This window comes from Pseudonocardia broussonetiae (genome assembly GCF_013155125.1).
GTDB classification, from domain to species: Bacteria; Actinomycetota; Actinomycetes; order Mycobacteriales; family Pseudonocardiaceae; genus Pseudonocardia; species Pseudonocardia broussonetiae.
In genome coordinates this window covers 2860739-2882813 of sequence record NZ_CP053564.1, presented here as the reverse complement: position 1 = coordinate 2882813, position 22075 = coordinate 2860739, and the positions used below count along the sequence as shown (strand labels likewise).

Here is a 22075-nt window from a genome sequence, read left to right as displayed (position 1 = left end):
ACCTGCGTTGTGCCGCGATCCCGCGGTATCAGCACCGCGTTTCGCTCACGTTGCGCACATTATCAGCCGGTCGGCGCTGCTCCGACGGCCCTACCTCGCACGTCACCAGCGGCGACGCGCCCGCGAGTGGATCACGGGGAGGTCTCGGGCCGCCCGGGCGCCGGGGAGGCGCCACCGCCGGGCCCGCCGGCCGCGTCCGCGGCCGACCCGGACATACCGGTCGGCGAACCGCTGGTCGCGGGCGTGGTGTCCGGCACGACGAGCAGCGTGCGCAGCCGGTACCCGGCCCACCCCTCGGCCGCGGTGGTGGCGAGCAGGCCCACGATCGTCGCCACGGCGAGCGACATCCGGTGCACATCGGGTACGGACGCGAGTCCGAAGAGCGCGATCAACAGGAAGATCATCTTCTGCACGAAGCCGCCCAGTGAGGCCATCATCACAGCCTTCGGCTCCTTGCCGGCCGTGCGGTGCATGAGCCAGAGCGTGAACAGCGCGGCCAGCAGCGCGAGCGCGATGCCCGCGAACGCGCTGACCGCGCCCCGCAGCCCGACCAGCACGCCCGCGACGACGACCGTCGGGACGCCCGCGACGGCGGTGGCCACGAGCACCCCGCGGCGCATGGACGAGGCCAGCGCGAGCAGCGTCTGCTCCTGGCCCTCGGGGAGGGTGCGGATCACCGGGTGGTCCTCGCTCTCGGTACGGACGAGGCGAGCACGGCCACGACGAGGCCGACCCCCACCGTCCACAGGACGACGAACGGGTCGTCGATCAGCGCCAGCGCCACGGCGCCGAACGCGAGCACGCCCGCCCAGAGGTAGATCAGGAGCACCGCGCGGCGCTGGCTGTGCCCGATCTCCAGCAGCCGGTGGTGCAGGTGCATCTTGTCCGGCGCGAACGGGCTGCGTCCGGCCCGGGTGCGCCGGACGACGGCCATCAGCAGGTCCAGGACCGGGATGAACACGACCGCGGCGAGCACGATCAGCGGGGCGAACAGCGCCAGCAGGTCGCCGCCGGTGGTGACGTCGGTGAGCCGGCCGGACGCCATCGTGGTGGCCGCGGCGAGCAGCAGGCCGATCAGCATGGAGCCGGAGTCGCCCATGAAGATGCGCGCGGGGTTGAAGTTGTGCGGCAGGAAGCCCAGGCACGCGCCGGCCAGCACGAACGCGATGAGCGCCGGCGTGAAGACGAAGGGGTCGTTGCCGTTGCGCAGCACCAGGCCCATCGTGAACAGCGCGGTGGCCCCGGCGGCGATCAGCCCGATCCCGGCGGCGAGCCCGTCGAGGCCGTCGACGAAGTTCATGGCGTTCACCAGCGCGACGGTGAGCAGCACCGTCAGCAGCACGCCCTGCTCGCGCCCGAGCCCGACCTGGCCGCCGAGGAACACGTCCGGCAGCACGGTCCACTGCACGCCGAACAGCGTCATCACCCCGGCCGCGGTGGTCTGGCCGGCCAGCTTGGTGAGCGCGTCGAGCTCGTAGCGGTCGTCGAGCGCGCCGACCAGCACGAGGATCAGCGAGGCCAGCACGACCCCGACCATCTCCTCGGAGTACGCGAACGCCAGGCGCATCGCCGGGAGCTGGTAGGCCATGGCGACCCCCGCCAGCACCCCGGCCAGCATCGCGAGCCCGCCCCAGCGGGCCGTCGGCGTGACGTGCACGTCGCGGCCGCGGGGCCAGGCCACCGCGCCGACCTGCAGCGCGAGCACCCGCACCGGCCCGACCAGCAGGAACGTGACGACCGCGGCCGTCATGCCGGAGAGCAGGTACTCCTTGATCGGGAGGATCTGCGCCGGCAGCGCCTGGGCGAGCACGGCGTGGGCGAGCACGGCGGCGGAGGGGCTCAGGGGCGCGGGTAGGCGGGCGCGCGGGCCACGAGCGCACCCACGCCCTCGGCGACCGAGGCGAGCTCGGCGTCGCCCGCCTGCGTGCCGTGCTCCGCCTTGATCGCCCGCGCGAGCAGCGACCCGACCTCGGCCATGTCGGCCTCGGTCATGCCCTGCGTGGTGAGGCTGGGCGAGCCGACGCGCACGCCCGAGGGCTTGAGCGGCGGCGCCGGGTCGTACGGGATCGCGTTCTTGTTGAGCGTGATGCGCGCGGCGTCGCAGCGGGTCTCGGCGTCGGCGCCGGTGACGCCGATCGGGCGCAGGTCGATGAGCGCGAGGTGCGTGTCGGTGCCGCCGGAGGTGGCCCGCATCCCCTCGGCCTCGAGGCTCTTGGACAGCGCCTGCGCGTTGGCGACGACCTGGTGCGCGTACGACCGGTACGCGGGCTGCGCCGCCTCCTTCATCGCCACGGCCTTGGCGGCGACGGCGTGCATCAGCGGCCCGCCCTGGGAGAACGGGAACACGGCCTTGTCGAGCGCCTTGGCGTGCTCGGCCTTCGACAGGAGCATGCCGCCGCGCGGGCCGCGCAGGACCTTGTGCGTGGTGGCCGAGACGACGTCGGCGTAGGGCACCGGCGACGGGATCGCCCGGCCCGCGACCAGGCCGATGAAGTGCGCCGCGTCGACCCACAGGATCGCGCCGACCTCGTCGCAGATCTCGCGGAACGCCGCGAAGTCGATCAGGCGCGGGTACGCCGTGGCCCCGGCGATGACCATCTTGGGCCGGTGCTGCCGGGCGAGGTCGCGGACCTCGTCGTAGTCGATCAGCTCGGTGTCCTGGCGGACCGAGTAGCTGATGTTGTTGAACCACTTGCCCGAGAAGCTCACCTTGGACCCGTGGGTCAGGTGGCCGCCCTGCTTGAGGTCCATCGCGAGCACCGTGTCGCCGGGCTGGGTGAAGGCGCCGTAGACCGCGAAGTTGGCCGACGCGCCCGAGTGCGGCTGCAGGTTGGCGTGCTCGGCGCCGAACAGCTCGCGCGTGCGCGCGTTGCCGATCTCCTCGGCCTGGTCGACGACCTCGCAGCCGCCGTAGTACCGCTTGCCGGGGTAGCCCTCGGCGTACTTGTTCGACAGCGTGGATCCCAGGGCCGCGAGCACCGCGGGGCTGGTGAGGTTCTCGCTCGCGATGAGCTGGAGGCCGCCGCGCAGGCGGTCCAGCTCGGCGAGCACCACTCCCGCGATCTCGGGGTCCTGCTGCTGCAGTGCGTCGAAGTCCGGGCCCCAGAACGGTGTCGTCACGGCGACTACGGTACCCGCCGCTCAGGCCGCCGCCCGCGCCTGCTCCCGCCACCAGTCGACCGTCGCAGCGAGGCCCTCCTCGAGCGGGGTGGGCTCCAGCCCGAAGGTCCGCTGTGCCGCCGAGGAGTCGAGGACGAACGGCTCCGCGAACTGGTAGCGGACCTCGGCCAGCTCCCGCAGGAACGGCACCGCGAGCCCGCCCAGGCGCACGGCGAGCACCGGGATCACCTGGACCGGCCGCTCGGGCACACCCGCCGTGCGCGCCATCCGCGACAGCATCCCGTTCACCGACAGCGCGGGGCCGGTCGGGACGTGCCACGCCCGGCCCCACGCCCGCTCGTCGGAGGCCAGCACCGCGAGGGTCTCCACGACGTCGCCGACGTAGGTCCACGAGTGCAGGGCGTCCGGGTCGCCCTGCACCAGGCGCGGCCGCTTGCCGGCGAGGAGGCGGGGCACGGCGTACTCGGCGAGGTGGCCGGTGGTGCGCAGACCCGGGCCGTAGAAGTCCGACGCCCGCGCCTCGGTCATCCGGATCCGCCCGGCCTCGTGCAGGGCGAGCGCGTCGGACCACATCCGGTTGCGGATCGCGCCCTTCGTGCCGGGCGCCGAGCCCAGCGGGGTGTCCTCGGTCATCGGGCCGTCGACGGGGCCGTAGCCGTAGAGGCTCGACATCGTCGTGAGGACGGCACCGGAGCGCTCGGCCGCCAGCAGCAGGGCGGCCGCGAGCGGCGGCCAGTCGGTGGCCCAGCGGTGGTAGGGCGGGTTGGCGCAGTTGTAGAGCGCGGCGGCGCCGGCCGTCAGGTCGCTCAGGATGGCGCCGTCGGAGGCGTCGGCCGCGACCCGCTCGATGCGCTCGCCCACCGGGCCCGATCCGCTGCGGGAGACGATGCGGACGTCGTGGCCCTGCCCGGCCAGGAGCCGGGCGAGGCCGTTGCCGATCGTTCCGGCTCCGACGATCACGTGCTGTGCCATAGGGTTCTCCTCGTTGTGCGAGCAGTGCTCTCTGTTCCGCACACTGTTCACGCTTCGGTGCTCCGCGTCAAGAGCACTGCTCTCGTTCCTGTGCGACACTCCCCCGGTGACCGCCTCCGGAACCCGCGCCCGCGTCCGCGCCGAGCTCACCCGCGAGATCACCGAGGCGGCGCGCCGCCACCTCGCCACCGGCGGCGCGGGCGCGCTGTCGCTGCGGGCCGTCGCGCGCGAGCTGGGCATGGCGTCGTCGGCGGTCTACCGGTACTTCCCCAGCCGCGACGACCTGCTGACCGCCCTGATCGTCGAGGCCTACGACGCCCTGGGCGCCGCCGCGGAGCAGGCCGACGCGGCCGCTGCGGACTCCGGCCTGCGCGGCCGCTGGCACGCCGTCTGCCGGTCGGCGCGGGAGTGGGCGCTCGCGCACCCGCACGAGTACGCGCTGGTCTACGGCTCCCCCGTGCCCGGCTACGCCGCCCCGCAGACCACGATCGGCCCGGCGTCCCGGGTGGGCGAGGTGCTGTGCCGGCTCGTCGCCGATGGCCTGGCCGCCGGGACCGTCCCGGTGCCGCAGGGCGGCGGCGACGCGGTGCTTGCCCCCGGCGTCGCGGAGCGGGTCGGCCTGTCGGCCGACGACCCCGGCTCCTCACTCGCCGCCCGCTCGATCCTGGCCTGGACCAGCGTGTTCGGCATGATCAGCTTCGAGCTGTTCGGCCACACGCACAACGTGGTGGCCGACCACGAGCGGTTCTTCCGGGACGGCGCCGACCACCTGGCCGACCTGCTCGGCCTTCCCGCCCATCCCGGCCATCCCGTCCATCACGCTGGAACGTGACGCCACGGTCGTGCGCGCGACCCTGACGTCGCACCCCCGACGATCATGACTGCGACAGCAGAGCCCACCCCCGGCGACCACCAACCAGGTCACACTCCCGACGATCACCGATCCAGTGCCGCGGCCGCAGGACGGCCGCCGGCCAGATCTAGGTGATCACCGGAACCGTGACAACACGGCCGTCGCAGCGACCCTGAGCGCACACTCCCGGCGATCACCGGCCGGCCGCGGCAGGACTGCGACACCAGCGCCCTCACGACGACCACCACGGCGCACTCCCGACGATCACCGGTCCCGCGCCGACGCTGCCGAACGGCCGCCGACCGGATGCCGGTGATCACCGGAACCGCGACACCACGGTCGTCCCCGCGACCCTGAGCGCACACTCCCCGCGATCACCAGCCCGACCGCGGCAGGAATGTGACACGAGCGCCCTCCCAGCGACCAACGCGGCGCACTCCCGACGATCACCGGTCCCGCGCCGACGCTGCCGAACGGCCGCCGACCGGATGCCGGTGATCACCGGAACCGCGACACCATGGTCGTCCCCGCGGCGCTCACGTCACACTCCCGGCGATCACCGGCGGGGGCCCCGGGGCACAGCCCTGTGATCACCGAGAACGTGACACTGCAGCCGTCCCAGCGACCCTGAGCGCACACTCCCGGCGATCACCAGCCCGACCGCTTCAGGAATGTGACACCGGCGCCGTCACCGCGACTCACACCCCCGACGATCCGGGAGGTCAGGCCGTGAGGACCGTCCGCCCCAGCACCTCACGCACCTCGTCGATCGTCACCGCACCCTGCCGGAGGACCAGGGGCTCGTCGCCGGTGAGGTCGACGATGGTGCTCGCGACGGGGTCGCCGGAGTCGCCGCCGTCGAGGTAGACCGCGACCTTCTCACCCAGCTGCTCCAGCGCCCCGCCCATGGTGGCGGGGGCGGGCGAGCCGGAGATGTTGGCGCTGGACACGGCCATCGGGCCGACGTCGCGCAGCAGCTCCAGGGCCACCGGGTGCAGCGGCATCCGCAGCATCACCGTGCCCTTGGTGGAGCCGAGGTCCCAGGCCAGCGAGGGGGCGTGCGGCAGGACCAGGGACAGGCCACCCGGCCAGAACGCCTCGATCAGCTGCCGGGCGGTGCGCGGGACGCCGAGCACGAGGCCGTCGATCGTGGACCAGGAGCCCACGAGCACCGGCACGGGCATGTCCGGGCCGCGGTTCTTGGCCTTGAGCAGGGAGCGCACGGCCGTGGCGGAGAACGCGTCGCAGCCCAGGCCGTAGACGGTGTCGGTGGGGAGCACGACCAGGCGCCCGGCGCGGACGGCTCGGGCGGCGGCGGCGAGGCCGTCGCGGCGGGCGTCCGCGTCGGCGCAGTCGTAGGTGGGAGGCACGGCGCGAGCCTACGAGGGGCGCCCGCGGCCTCAGGCGGGGGCGTCGACCCGGCGGGCGGTGGCGAAGCGGGGGCGGCCGGTGAGGTCGGTGTGCTCGGTGACGTCGGTGAGCACCCGGCGGCGGCGCAGCAGCGCGGGCACGGCCTCGCCGTGGGTGTCGTCGTGCTCGATCGCGAGGTGGCCGCCGTAGCGCAGCAGACCCGCCGAGGTGGCGATCACCGCGCGGATGATCTCCAGGCCGTCCGGCCCGCCGAACACCGCGCCGGGCGGGTCCCACTCGGTGACCTCGGGCGGCAGCTCCGTGTCGTCGGGGACGTAGGGCGGGTTGCACAGCACGAGGTCGACGTGGGACTCCAGGTCGAGCAGCAGGTCGCTCCACCGGACGTCACCGGCGTGCAGCGTGACCGTGCCGCCGTGCGCGGCGATGTTGTGCCGCGCCCACACCAGCGCACCGGGGTCGGCCTCGACGGCGTGCACCTGCGCGTCCGGCCGGCTCGCGGCCACGGCCAGCGCGAGCGCGCCGGTGCCGGTGCACAGGTCGACGACCAGCGGCGACGCGACGCCGGCGATCGCCCGGAGCCCCCACTCCAGCAGCAGCTCGGTCTCCGGGCGCGGGGTGAACACGCCCGGCCCGACGGCCACCTCGACCGGGCCCAGCACCGCGGTGCCCAGCAGGTGCTGCAGCGGCTCGCGGGCGGCCCGGCGGACGACGAGCTGCCGCAGCGCCTCCACCACCGGCGGGTCGACGAGCGGGTGCAGCATCAGCCGCCCGCGCTCGACGCCGACGACGTGCGCGGCGAGGAGCTCCGCGTCGACCCGGGGCGAGGACACCCCCGCGGCGGCCAGCAGGCGCTCGGCCTCGGCGATGGCCAGTCGCAGCGGCTGACGGCTCACCGGGCCGCCCTCCGTTGCAGGAAAGCCACGTTCACGCAACCAGATGGCGTGAACGTGGCTTTCCTGCAGTGCGCCGGCGAGATCACGAGCTGAGCTGATCCGCGCGGTCGGCCGCCGTGAGCGCGGTGAGCAGGTCGTCGAGCTCGCCGTCGAGCACCGTGCTCAGGTTGTGCGCCTTGTAGCCGACGCGGTGGTCGGAGATGCGGTTCTCCGGGAAGTTGTAGGTGCGGATGCGCTCCGAGCGGTCGACCGTGCGCACCTGCGACCGCCGCTCCGCCGACGCCTCCGCGGCGAGCTCCGCCTCGTGCTGCGCCTGCAGCCGCGAGCGGAGCACCTCCATCGCGCGGGCGCGGTTCTGCAGCTGGCTGCGCTCGTTCTGGCAGCTCACGACGATGCCGCTGGGCTGGTGCGTGATGCGCACGGCCGAGTCGGTGGTGTTGACGCTCTGGCCGCCGTGCCCCGAGGAGCGGAAGACGTCGACGCGCAGGTCCTTCTCGTCGATCTCGACGTCGGCGTCCTCGCCGGTGTCGGGGTACACGAGCACGCCGGCCGCGGAGGTGTGGATGCGGCCCTGCGACTCGGTGACCGGCACCCGCTGCACGCGGTGCACGCCGCCCTCGAACTTCAGCGCGCTCCACACGCCGTCGGGCTCGGGGGTCCGGGAGCGCAGGATCAGCGTGATGTCCTTGTAGCCGCCGAGGTCGGAGACGGTGGCGTCGAGCACCTCGGTCTTCCAGCCGCGCTTCTCCGCGTACCGGGTGTACATGCGGACGAGGTCGCCCGCGAACAGCGCCGACTCCTCGCCGCCCTCCCCGGACTTGACCTCCATGACGACGTCGTCGCCGTCGTGCGGGTCGCGCGGCACGAGCAGCTCGGCCAGGCGCGTCTCCAGCGCGGGGAGGTGGGCCGCGATCTCGTCGGCCTCGGCGGCGAAGGACGGCTCGTCGGCCGCCAGCTCGCGGGCGGCGGCGAGGTCGTCGCGGGCGGCGTCGAGAGCGCGCGCGGCGGCGACCACCGGGCCCAGCTCGGCGTAGCGGCGGCCCAGCTTGCGGGCCAGCGCGGCGTCGGCGTGGATCGACGGGTCGGCGAGGCGCAGCTCCAGCTCGGCGTGCTCGGCGAGCAGCGCGTCGACGGCCGGTGCCGGCATCGTCGCCTCCCTCTCTGGCTCGGTCCCTCGTGACATGCGAACGGCGCCCACCCGGATCGGGTGGGCGCCGTCGGCGGAGCTACTTGCCGGCCCGCTTGCCGTAGCGCGCCTCGAAGCGCGCCACGCGGCCACCGGAGTCCAGGATCCGCTGCTTGCCCGTGTAGAACGGGTGGCAGGCGGAGCAGGTCTCGGCGACGATCGAGCCGCTAGTCTTGGTGCTGCGCGTGGTGAACGAGTTGCCGCAGCTGCAGGTCACCTGGGTGGTGACGTACTCGGGGTGGATGCCAGATCGCACGGTGGTTCCTCTCGAAGTGGCGCCGGGTCCTCGCTGACGAGGTGAACCGGGGCCGGAGCGTGACTCTGTCCTTGAACCAGACAGAGCATTCAACCATCCACCCCGGCCCCTGATTCCCAGCGGGTCAGTCGTCGTTCCCGACCGGCAGGCCCTTGGCGACCTGCATGAGGAACTCGATGTTGGTGCGGGTCTTCTTGAGCTGGGTGAGCAGCAGGTCGATGGCCTGCTGGTCGTCCAGCGCCGAGAGCACGCGGCGCAGCTTGACCATGACGGCCAGCTCGTCGGGCGAGAGCAGCAGCTCCTCCTTGCGGGTGCCCGAGTCGCCGACGTCGACGGCGGGGAAGACGCGCTTGTCGGCGATGCGGCGGTCGAGCTTGAGCTCGGCGTTGCCGGTGCCCTTGAACTCCTCGAAGATCACCGTGTCCATCGTGGACCCGGTCTCGACGAGCGCGGTGGCGAGGATGGTGAGCGAGCCACCGTTCTCGATGTTGCGCGCGGCGCCGAGGAAGCGCTTGGGCGGGTAGAGCGCCGTGGAGTCGACACCACCGGACAGGATCCGGCCCGACGCGGGTGCGGCCAGGTTGTAGGCGCGGCCCAGGCGGGTGATCGAGTCGAGCAGCACGACGACGTCGTGGCCCATCTCCACCAGGCGCTTCGCGCGCTCGATGGCGAGCTCGGCGACCGTGGTGTGGTCGGTGGCCGGGCGGTCGAAGGTGGAGGCGATGACCTCGCCCTTCACCGACCGGGTCATGTCGGTGACCTCCTCCGGCCGCTCGTCCACGAGGACGACCATGAGGTGGCACTCCGGGTTGTTCGTGGTGATCGCGTTGGCGATCGCCTGGAGCACCATCGTCTTGCCGGCCTTGGGCGGGCTGACGATGAGCGCGCGCTGGCCCTTCCCGATCGGCATGACCAGGTCGATGATCCGCGTGGTCATGATGTGCGACTCGGTCTCGAGGCGCAGCCGGTCGTTCGGGTAGAGCGGCGTGAGCTTGGTGAACTCCGCTCGGTGGCGCGACGCCTCCGGGTCCTGCCCGTTGATGGTGTCGACGCGGACGAGCGGGTTGAACTTCTGGCGCGACTGCTCGCCCTCGCGGCTCTCGCGGACCGCACCGGTGATCGCGTCGCCGCGGCGCAGGCCGTGCTTGCGCACGAGCGAGAGCGAGACGTAGCAGTCGGTGGGGCCGGAGAGGTAGCCCGTGGTCCGGACGAAGGCGTAGTTGTCCAGGATGTCGACGATGCCGGCGACGGGCAGCAGCACGTCGTCGTCGCGCACCTCGGTGTCGACGTTGCCCTGGCCGCCGCCACCGCCCGCGCCACCCCCGGTGCGGTCGCGGTCGCGGCCCCGCCGGCGGTCGCGGAAGCGGCGACCGCGGCGGCCGCGGCCGTCGCCGTCCTCGTCGCCGTCGTCGTCCGGACGGTTGTCGCGCGGGCCGCGGTTGTCGTTGCCGCCGCGGTCGCGGTCGGCGCGGTCGCGGTCGGCGCGGTCCCGGTCGGCGCGGTCGCGGTCCCGGTCGCGGTCGGCACGGTCCCGGTCGTTCCGGTCACGGTCGCCGCGGGTGTCGCCCTGCCCGCTCTGCACGCCGTTCTGGGCCGCGGCGCTGCCGTTCTGCGTGGTGGCGGGAGCGGCGTCCTGGACGGCGGCGGCGGGCGCCTGGACGGCGTCGTTCTGCGCGGTGTTCTGCGCGGCGTTCTGGCCGGCGTTCTGGTCGCGCCGGTTGCGGTTGCGTCCGCCGCGCACCACCTCGCCGGACTCGCCGGCGTCGGCGGCCACGGGCTCGGCCTGCTGGTCGGCGCCGCGGCCGCGGCGGCTGCGGCTGCGCCGGCCACCGCCCTCGGACGGGGCGTCGGTGTCGGCCGCGGGGGCGGACCCGTTGGTGGCCGGGGCCCGGTCGACGGCGGGAGCCTCGACGACCGGCGCCTCGACCACAGGGGCCTCGACGACCGGCGCCTCCGCGACGGGGGCGGGCACGACCGGGGCCGGCTCGGCGACCGGGGCCGGCTCGGCGGCGGCCGGGACGGCCGCGGGGGCCGGGGTCTCGACCGGGGCCGCGGCGGCGGGCGCCGACGTCGCGTCGGGCGCTCCGGCCGGGCGCGACGCCGTGCGGCGGCGGCGCGTGGTGGGCGCCGGCGCGGCGGGCGCGGCCTCGGCGACCACGGGCTCGGCGGCCGGGACCTCGGCGGCGGGCGCCGGGGTGGCCGGGGTGGCGGCCGGGGCCGCGCTGTCCGGGAGGGACAGCTGGGGGGCCGGGGCCGCGCCCTGGCGCTCCTTGATGGCGGCGATGAGGTCGCCCTTGCGCATCCCGGTGGTGCCGGTGATGTTCAGCTCCTCGGCCAGCTGGCGGAGCTCCGCCAGCACCATGCCGGTGAGGCCGCCCCGCTTGCGGGCGGGCGCGGTGCTGACGAGATCGGTCTCGCTCACAGATGTCCTTCCTGACCGACCGGGTCTCATGCCCTGGTCAGCGGATGTCACACACTCGCCCGGACGGTGTGCCGGACGACATGTCGGTCTACGGATCGAGGGCCATCGGACCTCACGGCCGCCCCGACAGGCAGGGGCGACGATCGCTGCGACTGTTCGCGGGGGCGGCCGCTCGGGGCCGGGCGCGGGTCTGGCTCCAGCACTGGTCCGGTGTGGACCTGGGTGCCGGGGTTGCGCAGATGGCCCGAGTGGCCACGCGGAAGACGCGTGGATCGCCGTTGCGTGGCCGAGACTAGACTCCCCCGCTGGTCACGGCAACCACCACCCCCGGCGTGGCGGACCCTCAGTCGATCTCCACCTGCGCACCGACCGTGTCGACGGGCAGCGGCAGCGTGGAGAAGCCGTGCAGGTCCAGGCCCGCGGGCAGGGTGCCGTCGGTGGTGAGGGCGAGCACGGTGGGCCCGGCACCGGAGATGGCGGCCGGGACGCCGTGGGCGCGCAGCGCGTCGACCAGGTCGGCCGAGTCCGGGTACGCCGGACGCCGGTAGCCCTGGTGCAGGCGGTCCTCGGTGGCGGGAAGCAGCAGCTCGGGGCGCTGCGTGAACGCCAGCACCGACAGGGCGGTGCGACTGCCGGTGAAGGCGGCGTCGACCAGGGGGACCCGGTCGGGCAGCAGGCCGCGGGTCGTCGAGGTCGACGACTCCGTCCCCGCGACGAGCGCCACGGGGTGGATGCCCGGGTGCGCGTCGAGCCGTACAGCGTGGAAGCGCCCCGCGGTATTCCCGACGGTCTCCCAGGCGATGACGAACCCGCCGAGCAGGCTGGCCGCCGCGTTGTCGGCGTGCCCCTCCATACCGGCCGTGACCTGCAGCAGCGTGTCGCGCTCGAGCTCGACGTCGCGGCCCGCGAGCACGACGGCGGCGACGGCCCCGGCCACCGCGGCCGCGGCGGAGCTGCCGAGCCCGCGCGAGTGCGGGATGGCGTTGACGCAGCGCAGCCGCAAGCCCGCGGGCGCGTCGCCGGTGATGTTCCAGGCGGTGCGCATGGCGCGGACGACGAGGTGCCGGTCGTCGCAGGGCACCTGGCCCGCGCCCTCGCCGACCACCTCGACGGCGACGCCGTCGTCGGCCGCGCACGCCTCGACCTCGTCGTAGAGGCCCAGGGCGAGGCCGAGGGAGTCGAACCCGGGGCCGAGGTTGGCCGACGACGCCGGCACGCGGACGCGGACCTGACGGGGCCTGCCCATCAGACGAGGTCCGTCAGCGGACGGGACACCGGGGCAGGGCGCATCAACGCAGCTCCAGCGCGTCGGCGACGGCGCTCGGGTCGATGGGGATGACCGTCGGCGCGGGCGCCGTGAGCAGCGCCGTGTCGGGGTCCTTGAGACCGTGCCCCGTGACGGTGCACACCACCAGGGAGCCGCGCGGCAGCGTTCCGTCGGCGCCGGACTGCAGCAGCCCCGCGACGCTCGCCGCCGACGCGGGCTCGACGAACACCGCCTCGCGGGAGGACAGCAGCAGGTAGGCGTCGAGGATCTCCTCGTCGGTGACGGCGGCGAAGCGCCCGTCGGACTCCTCGCGGGCGGTCTGCGCCTGCGCCCAGGACGCGGGCGACCCGATCCGGATGGCCGTGGCGATCGTCTCCGGGTTCTTCACGGGCGCGCCGTGCACGAGGGGCGCGGCGCCCGCGGCCTGGTAGCCGAACATCCGCGGCGGGGAGTCGATCAGCCCGTCGGCGGCGTAGGCGCGGTAGCCGGCCCAGTAGGCGGTGATGTTGCCCGCGTTGCCGACCGGCAGGCAGTGGACGTCGGGCGCGCGGCCGAGCTCGTCGCAGATCTCGTACGCCGCGCTCGCCTGCCCGGCGATCCGGGTCGGGTTCACGGAGTTGACCAGCGCGGCCACCGGGTACTCGGCCGCGGTCTTGCGCGCGAGCTCCAGGCAGTCGTCGAAGTTGCCCTGGACCTGCACGATCCGCGCCCCGTGCGCCACGGCCTGCGCGAGCTTGCCGAGCGCGATCTTGCCCTGCGGCACGAGGACGGCGCAGGTCATGCCCGCGCGGGCGGCGTACGCGGCGGCCGACGCGGAGGTGTTGCCGGTGGACGCGCAGATCACGCCCTGTTTGCCCTGGGCGAGCGCGTCGGTGACCGCCATCGTCATCCCGCGGTCCTTGAACGAGCCCGTGGGGTTGGCGCCGTCGACCTTGAGGAACACCTCGCAGCCGGTCAGCTGCGACAGGTGCGGCGCCGGGAGCAGCGGCGTGCCGCCCTCCCCGAGCGTGACGACGGTCCAGCCCGGCTCGACCGGCATCCGGTCGCGGAACGCCTCGATGACGCCCGGCCAGCGGGTCGACCGCCCCACCGGGGCGAGCGGGGTGGTCGCGGAGGGGGAGGTCACGGGGCAACGCCCTTTCGTCCGAGGTCCTCGACGCGCAGCACGCTGTCGACGGCGTGCACGGCGTCGAGCCCGGCCAGCACCCGGACCGTGGCGGCGAGCGCCGCCTCCGGGGCCGCGTGCGTGACGACGACGAGCCGCGCGGCGCTGACCGTGTCGGCTCCGGCGGAGTCGGCGACACCGCCGGTCTGGCGCACCGCGGCGATGCTGACGCCCTGCGCGGAGAACTCCCCCGCGATGGCCGCCAGCACGCCCGCGCGGTCGGCCACCTCGAGGCTCACGTGGTAGCGGGTGGCGACCGCGCCGATCGGCAGCACGGGCAGGCGGGCGTAGGCCGACTCGCGCGCACCGCGCCCGCCGTGCACGCGGTTGCGCGCGACGGCGACGAGGTCGCCGAGCACGGCGCTCGCGGTGGGCGCGCCGCCCGCGCCCTGGCCGTAGAACATGAGCTGCCCCGCGGCCTCGGCCTCGACGAACACGGCGTTGAACGCGCCGTCGACGGCGGCCAGCGGGTGCGTGGCGGGGATCATCGCCGGGTAGACGCGGGCCGACACCGACTCCGGGGTGTCGGGCGTGGCGGGCGTGCGCTCGCAGATCGCCAGCAGCTTGATCACGCAGCCGATGCCGCGCGCGGCCGCGATGTCCGACGCGGTGACGTGCCGGATGCCCTCGCAGTGCACGTCGGCGGCCGTGACGCGGGTGTGGAAGGCCAGCGTCGCGAGGATGGCGGCCTTGGACGCGGCGTCGTAGCCATCGACGTCGGCGCTCGGGTCGGCCTCGGCGTAGCCGAGCCGGGTGGCCTCCTCCAGCGCGTCGGCGTAGCCGGCGCCCGACTCCGTCATCGCGGAGAGGATGAAGTTGGTGGTGCCGTTGACGATGCCGGCGACGCGGGTGATGCGGTCGCCGGCCAGGCTCTCGCGCAGCGGCCGCAGCAGCGGGATCGCGCCGGCGACCGAGGCCTCGTAGAACAGGTCGACGCCCGACGCGTCGGCGGCCTCGGCCAGCGCCGCGCCCTCCTCGGCGAGCAGCGCCTTGTTGGCCGTGACCACCGACTTGCCGGCCTTGAGCGCCTCCAGCAGCAGGGTGCGCGCGGGCTCGATGCCGCCGATCACCTCGACGACCACGTCGACGTCCTCGCGCGTGGCCAGCGCCGTGGCGTCGGTGGTGAGCAGGTCGCCGAGCTCGGGGTGCTTGTGCGGGCGCCGCACGGCCACGCCGACGAGCTCGACCGGGGCCCCGGCCCGCGCGGCCAGCTCCCCCGCCTGCTCGCGCAGCAGCCGCACGATCTCGCCCCCGACGGTGCCGCAGCCCAGCAGTGCGACCCGCACCGCGTTCCCGTTCACGCTCGCTCCTCGCTGACGACAGTGGGGGTCATGCTCCGGTGCGGACCCGCGCCGCCGCCCGCGCGCGTGACACGACTCACGGGCCGACCTCCAGCCGGAACTGGTCCTCGACGGTCTCGCGGCGCAGCAGCACCCGCGCCTCCCCGTTGCGCACCGCGACCACCGCGGGCCGCGGCAGGCGGTTGTAGGAGCTGGCCATCGAGTAGCAGTACGCCCCCGTGGCCGCGACGCCGAGCAGGTCGCCCGGGGCGAGGTCGGCGGGCAGCCAGCAGTCGCGCACGACGATGTCGCCGCTCTCGCAGTGCTTGCCGACCACGCGCGAGAGCACGGCCTCGCCGGTGCCGTCGCGCTCCGAGGACCGCGACACCAGCCTGCAGTCGTAGACCGCGTCGTAGAGGGCGGTGCGGATGTTGTCGCTCATGCCGCCGTCGACGCTGACGTAGCGGCGGCCCGACGACGTACCCAGCGGGACGTCCTTGAGCGTGCCGACCTCGTAGAGCGTGACGGTGCCCGGGCCGGCGATCGCGCGCCCGGGCTCGACGGCGATCTCCGGCACGTCGAGCTCCTCGGCGTGGCACTCCTTCTTGACGATGCCGCGCAGCTCCTCGGCCAGCTCGGCGACGTCGAGCGGGGTCTCGTCCGCCCGGTAGGCGATGCCGAAGCCGCCGCCGAGGTCGAGCGTGGTGAGCGCGGTCAGCGCGTCGCCGCCGTGCTCCTTGTGCAGCGCCGCCAGGAACCGCACGACGCGGTGCGCGGCGACCTCGAAGCCCTCGGTGTCGAAGATCTGGCTGCCGATGTGGCTGTGCAGCCCGACCAGCGACAGCCCCGGGGAGCGCAGCACCCGCCGCGCCGCCTCGGCCGCCGCGCTCGCCTCACCCCCCGCGATCGAGAAGCCGAACTTCTGGTCCTCGTGCGCGGTGGCGATGAACTCGTGCGTGTGCGCCTCGACCCCGACCGTCAGCCGGATCATCACCGGCGTGACGACACCGTGCGCGGTGGCGATCGCGTCGAGGCGGGCGATCTCGTGGAAGGAGTCGAGCACGACCCGGCCCACGCCCGCCTCGACGGCGGCCGTGAGCTCCTCGGTGGACTTGTTGTTGCCGTGCACCGCGATCCGCTCGGCCGGGAAGCCCGCGCGCAGGGCGACGGCCAGCTCGCCGCCGCTCGCGACGTCGAGCGAGAGGCCCTCCTGCGCGACCCAGCGCGCCACCTCGACCGACAGGAACGCCTTCGCCGCGTAGTGCACCGACGCGGCGCCGAACGCGGCGGCGAACTCCGCGGCGCGCGAGCGGAAGTCGTCCTCGTCGACGACGAACAGCGGGGTGCCGTAGCGCTCGGCGAGGTCGCGGACGTCGACGCCCGCCACCTCCAGCGCGCCGGTCTCCCCGCGCGCGGCGTGGCGCGGCCAGACCGAGGGGGCCAGCTCGTCGAACCCGGCGGCGTCGACGGGACGCGGGCCTGCGGTCTCGGGCGGTGCCGTGATGCCGGCGTGCAGCGGCCCGGCCGGATGCGCCCTCATGACTGCGCCTCCGCGGAGAAGAGCACGTCGGCGCTCACATCCGCTCCGGCGCGCTGACGCCCAGCAGGCCCAGCCCGTTGGCCAGCACCTGCCGCGCGGCGACGCACAGCGCGAGGCGGGCGCGGTGCAGGTCGGAGATCTCCTCGTCGCCCATCGGCAGGACGCGGCAGGAGTCGTAGAAGCGGTGGTAGGTGGCGGCGAGCGTCTCCAGGTAGCGGGCGACGCGGTGCGGCTCGCGCAGCTCCGCCGCCGTGGCGACGACGGCCGGGAACTCGCCGATCGTGCGGATCAGCTCGCCCTCGCGCGGGTGCTCCAGCAGGCCGAACGCCGTGCCGGGCTCCAGCCCGACGTCGGCGGCGTTGCGCGCCAGCGACGAGAGCCGCGCGTGGGCGTACTGGACGTAGAAGACGGGGTTGTCGTTGGTCCGGCGGCTCAGGATGTCGAGGTCGAGGTCGAGCACCGAGTCGATCGAGCTGCGGATCAGCGAGTAGCGGGCGGCGTCGACGCCGACGAACCCGACCAGGTCGTCCATGCTCACCGCCGTGCCGGCGCGCTTGCTCATCTTCAGCATCTGGCCGTCCTTGAACAGTCGCACCATCTGCCCGATGAGCACCTCGACCGTGTTCGGGTCGTCGCCGAACGCCGCCGCGGCCGCGCGGAGCCGGGCGATGTAGCCGTGGTGGTCGGCGCCGAGCATGTAGATGCACAGGTCGAAGCCGCGGGCGCGCTTGTCGAGGTAGTAGGCGAGGTCGCCGGCGATGTAGGCGGGCTTGCCGTCGCTCTTGATGACGGGCCGGTCCTTGTCGTCGCCCTCGTCGGTGCTGCGCAGCCACCAGGCGCCGTCGGAGAAGTAGAGGTTGCCCGAGTCCTTGAGCCGCTGCACCGCGGTGTCGACGGCCCCGTTGTCGTGCAGCGTCCTCTCGTGGAACCACACGTCGAAGTCGGTGCCGAACGCGTGCAGGGCGCGCTTGATCTCGTCGAACATGAGGTCGACGCCGATCTTGCGGAACACCTCGTCGCGGTCCGGGTCGGTGAGCGCCCCGGGCTCGGCGGCCAGCACCTGCGCCGCGATCTCGCCGATGTAGGCGCCGCCGTAGCCGCCCTCGGGCGTCGGGCGTCCCTCGGCCGCGGCCACCAGGGAGGAGACGAAGCGGTCGATCTGGCCGCCCGCGTCGTTGAAGTAGTACTCGCGGGTGACCTTCGCGCCGCGCGCGGCCAGCACCCGGCCCAGGGCGTCGCCGACGGCGGCCCAGCGGGTGTGGCCCAGGTGCAGCGGGCCCGTCGGGTTCGCCGAGACGAACTCGAGGTTGACGACGCGGTCGGCGTACTCGTCGCCGGTGCCGTAGGCCTCCCCCGCCGCCAGCACCTCGCCGACGACCGCGCCCTGGGCGTCGGCCGCGAGGCGCAGGTTGATGAAGCCGGGGCCGGCGATCTCGGCGGAGGCGATGCCGTCGCGGCCGGTGAGGGCCTCGACGAGCCAGCCGGCCAGGTCGCGCGGCGCGACCCCCGCCTTCTTCGCCGTGCGCATGGCGACGTTGGTGGCGTAGTCGCCGTGGTCGGGGTTGCGGGGGCGCTCGACACCGACGTCGTCGGGCAGCGCCGCGACGTCCAGGCCGCGCGTCGTGAGGACCTCGGTCGCAGTGGCGCGGACCAGGTCGGCGAGCTGGGCGGGAGTCACTCCAAGAGTCTAGGTCCACCCGCCCCGGGGCCTCCTCCGTCGGCCCCTCCATCCCCCGAGGAGGTGCTGCTCATGGGTTTCTCAGGCACCGCTCCTAGACTCGGGGGCCGCAAGGGCCGTCCGGGTGACGGCACCCGGACGCGACGGTGGGACGGTTCATGGTCAGCGGCAAGAACAGCAAGGCGGTGCGCAACGCGCGCGCGGCGGTCGTGACCCGGCGGTCGACACCGTGGGGCCTCATCTCGGCGGTGGTCGTCGTCGTGCTGTTCGCCGGCGCCGTCTTCGGCTACGCGTTCCTGCGCGGGGAGGAGAACGCCGAGCGGCTGTCCGCGCTCGCGCCGTTCACCCCCAGCGCGGAGAACCCCGACCCGTCGACGCAGATCGAGGGCGTCCAGGCGATCGAGTACACCGGCGGGCAGCACGTCGACCCCGTCACGCAGGTCGCCTACACCCAGAGCCCGCCCTTCGGCGGCGCGCACGACGCGGTCTGGGCCGCCTGCAACGGCGTCGTCTACGACCAGGCCGTGCGCAGCGAGAACCTCGTGCACTCCCTGGAGCACGGCGCGGTGTGGATCGCCTACAACCCCGACCAGGTCAGCGGCGCGGCGCTCGACACGCTGCGCGCGAAGGTCGAGGGCCAGCAGTACATGGTCATGTCGCCGTTCCCGGGCCTCGACACCCCGTTCTCGCTGCAGTCCTGGGGCCACCAGCTCAAGCTGACCGACGTCGACGACGTCCGGATCGACCAGTTCGTGGCCGCGCTGCGCGTGAACCGCAACACCCACCCCGAGCCCGGCGCGAGCTGCGCCGAGGTCGGGGTCTCCGGTGGCTTCGTCCGCACCTCCCCGCCGCCCTTCGTCCCCGCCCCCGCGCCCGGCACCCCCGGCACGCAGGCCGAGACCACCGCGGGCGCCGACCCGGTCACGCCCGACGCGGGATCGTGACCGTCTCGGTGGAGCGTCCGCCGACCTCGCCGTCCCCCGCCGACGGCGAGGCCCGGTGGGTGCGCCCGTTCGTCGCGGTCGTCGCGGTGGTGGGGCTGCTCCTGCTCGGCGCCGCGGGCGGGCTGCTGCTGGGCGTCCCGGGCTCGTCGACGACGGCCGAGCCCGGCACCGTCGACGTCGGGTTCTCCCAGGACATGTCGGTGCACCACCTGCAGGGCGTCGACATGGCGAGCTGGGAGCGCGACCACACCACCGACCCGGTGCTCGCCCAGCTCGCCACCGACATCGAGAAGACGCAGAACAACCAGGTCGGCCAGATGCAGGGCTGGCTCGCGCTGTGGGACGCCCCGGCCCTGCCCATCGGCGGCTACATGGCGTGGATGACCGGCGAGCACGGCCACGCGGGCACGGGCACGGGCACCGCGGACGGCCCCGTCGCCACGATGCCGGGGATGGCGACCGCCGCCGACCTCGACGCCCTGCGCGCCGCCACCGGCCCCGAGCTCGACGTCCTGTTCCTGCAGCTGATGCTGCGCCACCACGAGGGCGGTGCCGAGATGCTGCGCTACGCCGCGGAGAGCGCGTCGGTCCCGCAGGTCCGCAGCCTGGCCGCCCAGATGCTCGGCTCGCAGACCTCGGAGGCCGAGTACCTGCGCCAGCTGCTGCTCGCCCGCGGCGGGACGCCCCTGCCGCTGTGACGGTCCGGGTGCGCTAGGCTTGACGCACCCGAGCCCCCGTAGCTCAGGGGATAGAGCGTCGCCCTCCGGAGGCGAAAGCGCAGGTTCGAATCCTGCCGGGGGCACCACCACCTCTCCTCTTCCCCCGTGCGGTCCGCTCGTCCACACTCGCCGGTGCGCGGGTGTCGGCGGACGGAGACCGGACATGGCGGAGCGGGTCGAGGGCGTCGCGCGGTGGCCGTTGCGCGGGGCCTGGCGCACGTGGCTGCGGGTGTCCGCGCTCATCGGCCTGGTCCTGCTCGCCGGCGGCGCGGTGCTCGTCGCGCTGGCCCTGGCCGGCGGGGCTCCGGCGGCGGCGCTGCCGGGGCTGGTCCTGCTCGCGGTCGGCGCGGTCGTCGGCCGGCAGGTCGCGCACACCGCGCACGACGTGGTCCTGCACGCCGACGGCACCCTCGTCGTGCGGCGGATGCGCGGGCCGCTGCACACCCGCGTCGACGCCGTGACGGCGGTGCGGCCGTCGAGGCTGCGGTCGTCACGCACCCCGACGGTCCTCGAGACGACCGACGGCTGGGCGTACCTGATCCACGACGAGCGGACGAGAGCGACGCTGAAGGCGGCACTGGAGGAGGGCACTCACCCCTGAGCGGTTCTCAGGGGAGGTGGCGGGTGACCGCTGCCTCTGCCAGGGCTCGCACCTCAGGCTTCTTGCGAGGTCCCGTGATCGCCCTCCGCGCTCTCGCGGCCAGGGCGCCGTCGTAGAGCAGGAGGAGCTCGGTCGCGAGGGCGTCCGGGTCGGCCGCGCCCGTGCCCGCGGCCAGCTCGCGCAGGCGCTCGTCGAGCAGGTGGGTGTCGGCGGCGAGCCACTCCTGCGCGGGGTGCCGCGGGTCCACGACCTCGACCGCGGCGGCCAGGAACGCGCAGCCGCGCGCCGCCTCCTCCCGGCGGTGCAGCTCGTCGAGGGCGTCGAAGACCGACAGAGCGCGCTCGACGGCGTCGTCGCCGCAGCGCCGCAGCACCTCGTCCCAGATCGCGCGCCACCGCTCGTGCCGCCGCTGCAGGGCGGCGGCGACGAGGTCGTCCTTGCCGCCGAAGTGCGCGTAGAGGGTCGCCGGCGCGACGTGGGCGCGCTTGAGGACCGCGTCGACGCCCGTCGCGGCGATGCCGCGCTCGGCGAACAGCTCCTCGGCCGCGTCGAGGAGCCGCTCCCGCGCGCCGAGTCCGCCCATGACCCGTACTGTAACGACCACTATGGCGAAACGATCGTTACAGTCAGGGCTCGTGGCGTCCGGGACGGGCCTCATCGCGGTGACCTACGGAGTGGTCCGCTACGGGTACGGGCTGCAACTCCCCCAGCTCGCGGCGGAGTTCGCGCTGTCGGCGCCGGCGGCCGGGGCCGTCGCGGCGGGCGGGTTCGCCGCCTACTGCGTGAGCGCGCTGGCGGCGCAGCGCCTGCTCGCCCGGGGCTCGGCCCGCACGGTGCTGTGGCTGGCCGCGGCGGTGGCGGCGGTCGGCGCACTGGTGGTTGCGACGGCCGGGTCCGCCCCGGTGCTGGCGCTCGGCGTGCTGGTGGCCGGCAGCGCGGCGGGCGCCGCGTCCCCGGCGATGGTCGTCGCGGTCGCCTCGACGGTGCGCGGGCCGCGGGTCGCCCGCGCGCAGGCCGTGGTCAACGCGGGCACCGGCGTGGGCGTCGCGGTCACCGGCGCCGCGGTGCTCGCCGCGCCCCAGGTCTGGCGCCCGGTCTGGTTCGGTGCCGCCGCGGCCGCCCTGCTCACCGCCGCGGCCGTCGACCGCCTCGCGCGGTGGCCCGCCGCCGGCCCGCGCCCCGTGGACGGAGCGACGACCGGGATGCTGCGGCCCCTGCTGGCCGCCGGCGTCGCGGGCGTCGGCAGCGCCGCGGTGTGGACGTTCGGGCGCGACCTGGTCACGACCACCGGCGGCCTCCCCGGGCGGACCACCGCCGCGCTGTGGGTCCTGCTCGGCGCGGCGGCCGTGCTCGGCGCCCTGAGCGGCGACGCCGTCCGCCTGCTCGGCCTGCGGCGCGCCTGGGCGCTCACGGTGGCGCTGACGGCCGCCGGCACGGCCGCGCTCGCCCTCGCACCCGGTGCGGTGCTCGTCGCCGCCGTGGCCGGGGCGGCCTTCGGGGGCGCCTACACCGCGATGAGCGGGGTCCTCATCGCGTGGGGCAGCGCGCTGCGCCCGCAGGCCGCCGGGGAGGCCACGGCCGTCCTGTTCGTCGCCCTGACCGCCGGGCAGGCCCTCGGCGCGGTGGCGACGGGTGCGCTGGCCGGGCGCGTCGGCGCCCCGGCGGCGTTCGGGGTCAGCGCCGCGGTCCTGCTGGCGGCGGCGGGCGTCCTGCCGGCGCGGGTGCGCTCGTCCGCCGGCGTCTGAACGGGGGGGTGCGGTGGCGCGGCGCCCGGGGAGCCGAGGCGCCGCGCCACCGCCGCAGGGTGG

Annotated in this window: 20 protein-coding genes and 1 tRNA gene; 6 read left to right on the top strand and 15 right to left on the bottom strand. The window is 74.8% G+C overall.

Annotated elements, in window-relative coordinates:
- Window positions 1-131: 131 nt before the first annotated feature.
- From HOP40_RS14440 to HOP40_RS14425, 4 genes are all read right to left on the bottom strand, one after another.
- Window positions 132-677 (bottom strand): Cg1360 family ATP-synthase-associated protein, encoded by a 546-nt coding sequence (locus tag HOP40_RS14440; RefSeq protein WP_172158749.1) that lies wholly within the window; start codon window positions 675-677, stop codon window positions 132-134.
- Window positions 674-1750, bottom strand: coding sequence for an MraY family glycosyltransferase (locus tag HOP40_RS14435; RefSeq protein ID WP_172168346.1), 1077 nt, complete (start codon window positions 1748-1750; stop codon window positions 674-676). Before HOP40_RS14435 ends, HOP40_RS14440 begins: the two co-directional genes overlap by 4 nt.
- Before the next feature lie 89 nt (window positions 1751-1839).
- Entirely contained in the window at window positions 1840-3120 is a 1281-nt protein-coding gene (locus HOP40_RS14430; protein ID WP_172158747.1) for a serine hydroxymethyltransferase, read from the bottom strand.
- Between the two features lie 21 nt (window positions 3121-3141).
- Entirely contained in the window at window positions 3142-4092 is a 951-nt protein-coding gene (locus HOP40_RS14425) for an NAD-dependent epimerase/dehydratase family protein (protein WP_172158744.1), read from the bottom strand.
- A 106-nt stretch (window positions 4093-4198) separates the two neighbouring features.
- On the opposite strand from HOP40_RS14425, the gene HOP40_RS14420 reads away from it, so the two are divergent.
- Complete coding sequence (locus tag HOP40_RS14420) at window positions 4199-4924, top strand: TetR/AcrR family transcriptional regulator (protein WP_205347196.1); 726 nt, start codon at window positions 4199-4201, stop codon at window positions 4922-4924.
- A gap of 743 nt (window positions 4925-5667) precedes the next feature.
- Here HOP40_RS14420 and HOP40_RS14415 read toward each other — a convergent pair.
- The 10 genes from HOP40_RS14415 to argS all read right to left on the bottom strand — a co-directional run bounded on the left by HOP40_RS14415 (window position 5668) and on the right by argS (window position 18003).
- Entirely contained in the window at window positions 5668-6315 is a 648-nt protein-coding gene (locus HOP40_RS14415) for an L-threonylcarbamoyladenylate synthase (RefSeq protein WP_172158739.1), read from the bottom strand.
- A gap of 30 nt (window positions 6316-6345) precedes the next feature.
- The gene (gene prmC, locus HOP40_RS14410; protein WP_172158736.1) at window positions 6346-7209 is read right to left on the bottom strand and encodes a peptide chain release factor N(5)-glutamine methyltransferase; all 864 of its coding nucleotides are present in this window, start codon (window positions 7207-7209) and stop codon (window positions 6346-6348) included.
- A gap of 82 nt (window positions 7210-7291) precedes the next feature.
- A complete protein-coding gene (gene prfA, locus HOP40_RS14405) occupies window positions 7292-8356 on the bottom strand; it encodes a peptide chain release factor 1 (protein ID WP_172158734.1) in 1065 nt (354 codons plus the stop codon).
- A gap of 79 nt (window positions 8357-8435) precedes the next feature.
- Complete coding sequence (gene rpmE / locus HOP40_RS14400; RefSeq protein WP_172158731.1) at window positions 8436-8651, bottom strand: 50S ribosomal protein L31; 216 nt, start codon at window positions 8649-8651, stop codon at window positions 8436-8438.
- 124 nt (window positions 8652-8775) lie between these two features.
- Window positions 8776-11073 (bottom strand): transcription termination factor Rho, encoded by a 2298-nt coding sequence (gene rho / locus HOP40_RS14395; protein WP_420821804.1) that lies wholly within the window; start codon window positions 11071-11073, stop codon window positions 8776-8778.
- A 343-nt stretch (window positions 11074-11416) separates the two neighbouring features.
- Window positions 11417-12319, bottom strand: a complete 903-nt coding sequence (thrB, locus tag HOP40_RS14390; protein ID WP_172158726.1) for a homoserine kinase — start codon at window positions 12317-12319, stop codon at window positions 11417-11419.
- A gap of 43 nt (window positions 12320-12362) precedes the next feature.
- Entirely contained in the window at window positions 12363-13379 is a 1017-nt protein-coding gene (thrC, locus tag HOP40_RS14385) for a threonine synthase (protein ID WP_240157786.1), read from the bottom strand.
- 83 nt (window positions 13380-13462) lie between these two features.
- Window positions 13463-14806, bottom strand: coding sequence for a homoserine dehydrogenase (locus tag HOP40_RS14380; protein WP_172158723.1), 1344 nt, complete (start codon window positions 14804-14806; stop codon window positions 13463-13465).
- A gap of 76 nt (window positions 14807-14882) precedes the next feature.
- Entirely contained in the window at window positions 14883-16325 is a 1443-nt protein-coding gene (gene lysA / locus HOP40_RS14375; RefSeq protein ID WP_172158722.1) for a diaminopimelate decarboxylase, read from the bottom strand.
- A gap of 34 nt (window positions 16326-16359) precedes the next feature.
- Window positions 16360-18003: an arginine--tRNA ligase gene (argS, locus tag HOP40_RS14370; RefSeq protein ID WP_172158721.1), complete on the bottom strand. Its 1644-nt coding sequence runs from the start codon at window positions 18001-18003 to the stop codon at window positions 16360-16362.
- Window positions 18004-18149: 146 nt separating this feature from the next.
- Here argS and HOP40_RS14365 point away from each other — a divergent pair, with 146 nt between their 5' ends.
- The 4 genes from HOP40_RS14365 (at window position 18150) to HOP40_RS14350 (ending at window position 20267) form a co-directional block, all read left to right on the top strand.
- Window positions 18150-18947: a DUF3105 domain-containing protein gene (locus HOP40_RS14365; protein WP_338053064.1), complete on the top strand. Its 798-nt coding sequence runs from the start codon at window positions 18150-18152 to the stop codon at window positions 18945-18947.
- On the top strand, window positions 18944-19645 hold the full coding sequence (locus tag HOP40_RS14360) for a DUF305 domain-containing protein (protein ID WP_240157671.1): 702 nt from the start codon (window positions 18944-18946) through the stop codon (window positions 19643-19645). The genes HOP40_RS14365 and HOP40_RS14360 overlap by 4 nt, the downstream gene beginning before the upstream one ends.
- 32 nt (window positions 19646-19677) lie before the next feature.
- Window positions 19678-19752: transfer RNA gene (locus HOP40_RS14355), tRNA-Arg, on the top strand.
- Window positions 19753-19829: 77 nt separating this feature from the next.
- Window positions 19830-20267 (top strand): hypothetical protein, encoded by a 438-nt coding sequence (locus tag HOP40_RS14350; RefSeq protein WP_172158720.1) that lies wholly within the window; start codon window positions 19830-19832, stop codon window positions 20265-20267.
- Between the two features lie 7 nt (window positions 20268-20274).
- Here the strand turns inward: HOP40_RS14350 and HOP40_RS14345 are convergent, their stop codons facing one another.
- Window positions 20275-20850, bottom strand: a complete 576-nt coding sequence (locus HOP40_RS14345; RefSeq protein ID WP_172158719.1) for a TetR/AcrR family transcriptional regulator — start codon at window positions 20848-20850, stop codon at window positions 20275-20277.
- Window positions 20851-20902: 52 nt separating this feature from the next.
- On the opposite strand from HOP40_RS14345, the gene HOP40_RS14340 reads away from it, so the two are divergent.
- Window positions 20903-22012, top strand: a complete 1110-nt coding sequence (locus tag HOP40_RS14340; protein WP_172158717.1) for a YbfB/YjiJ family MFS transporter — start codon at window positions 20903-20905, stop codon at window positions 22010-22012.
- The last annotated feature ends 63 nt before the right edge of the window (window positions 22013-22075 follow it).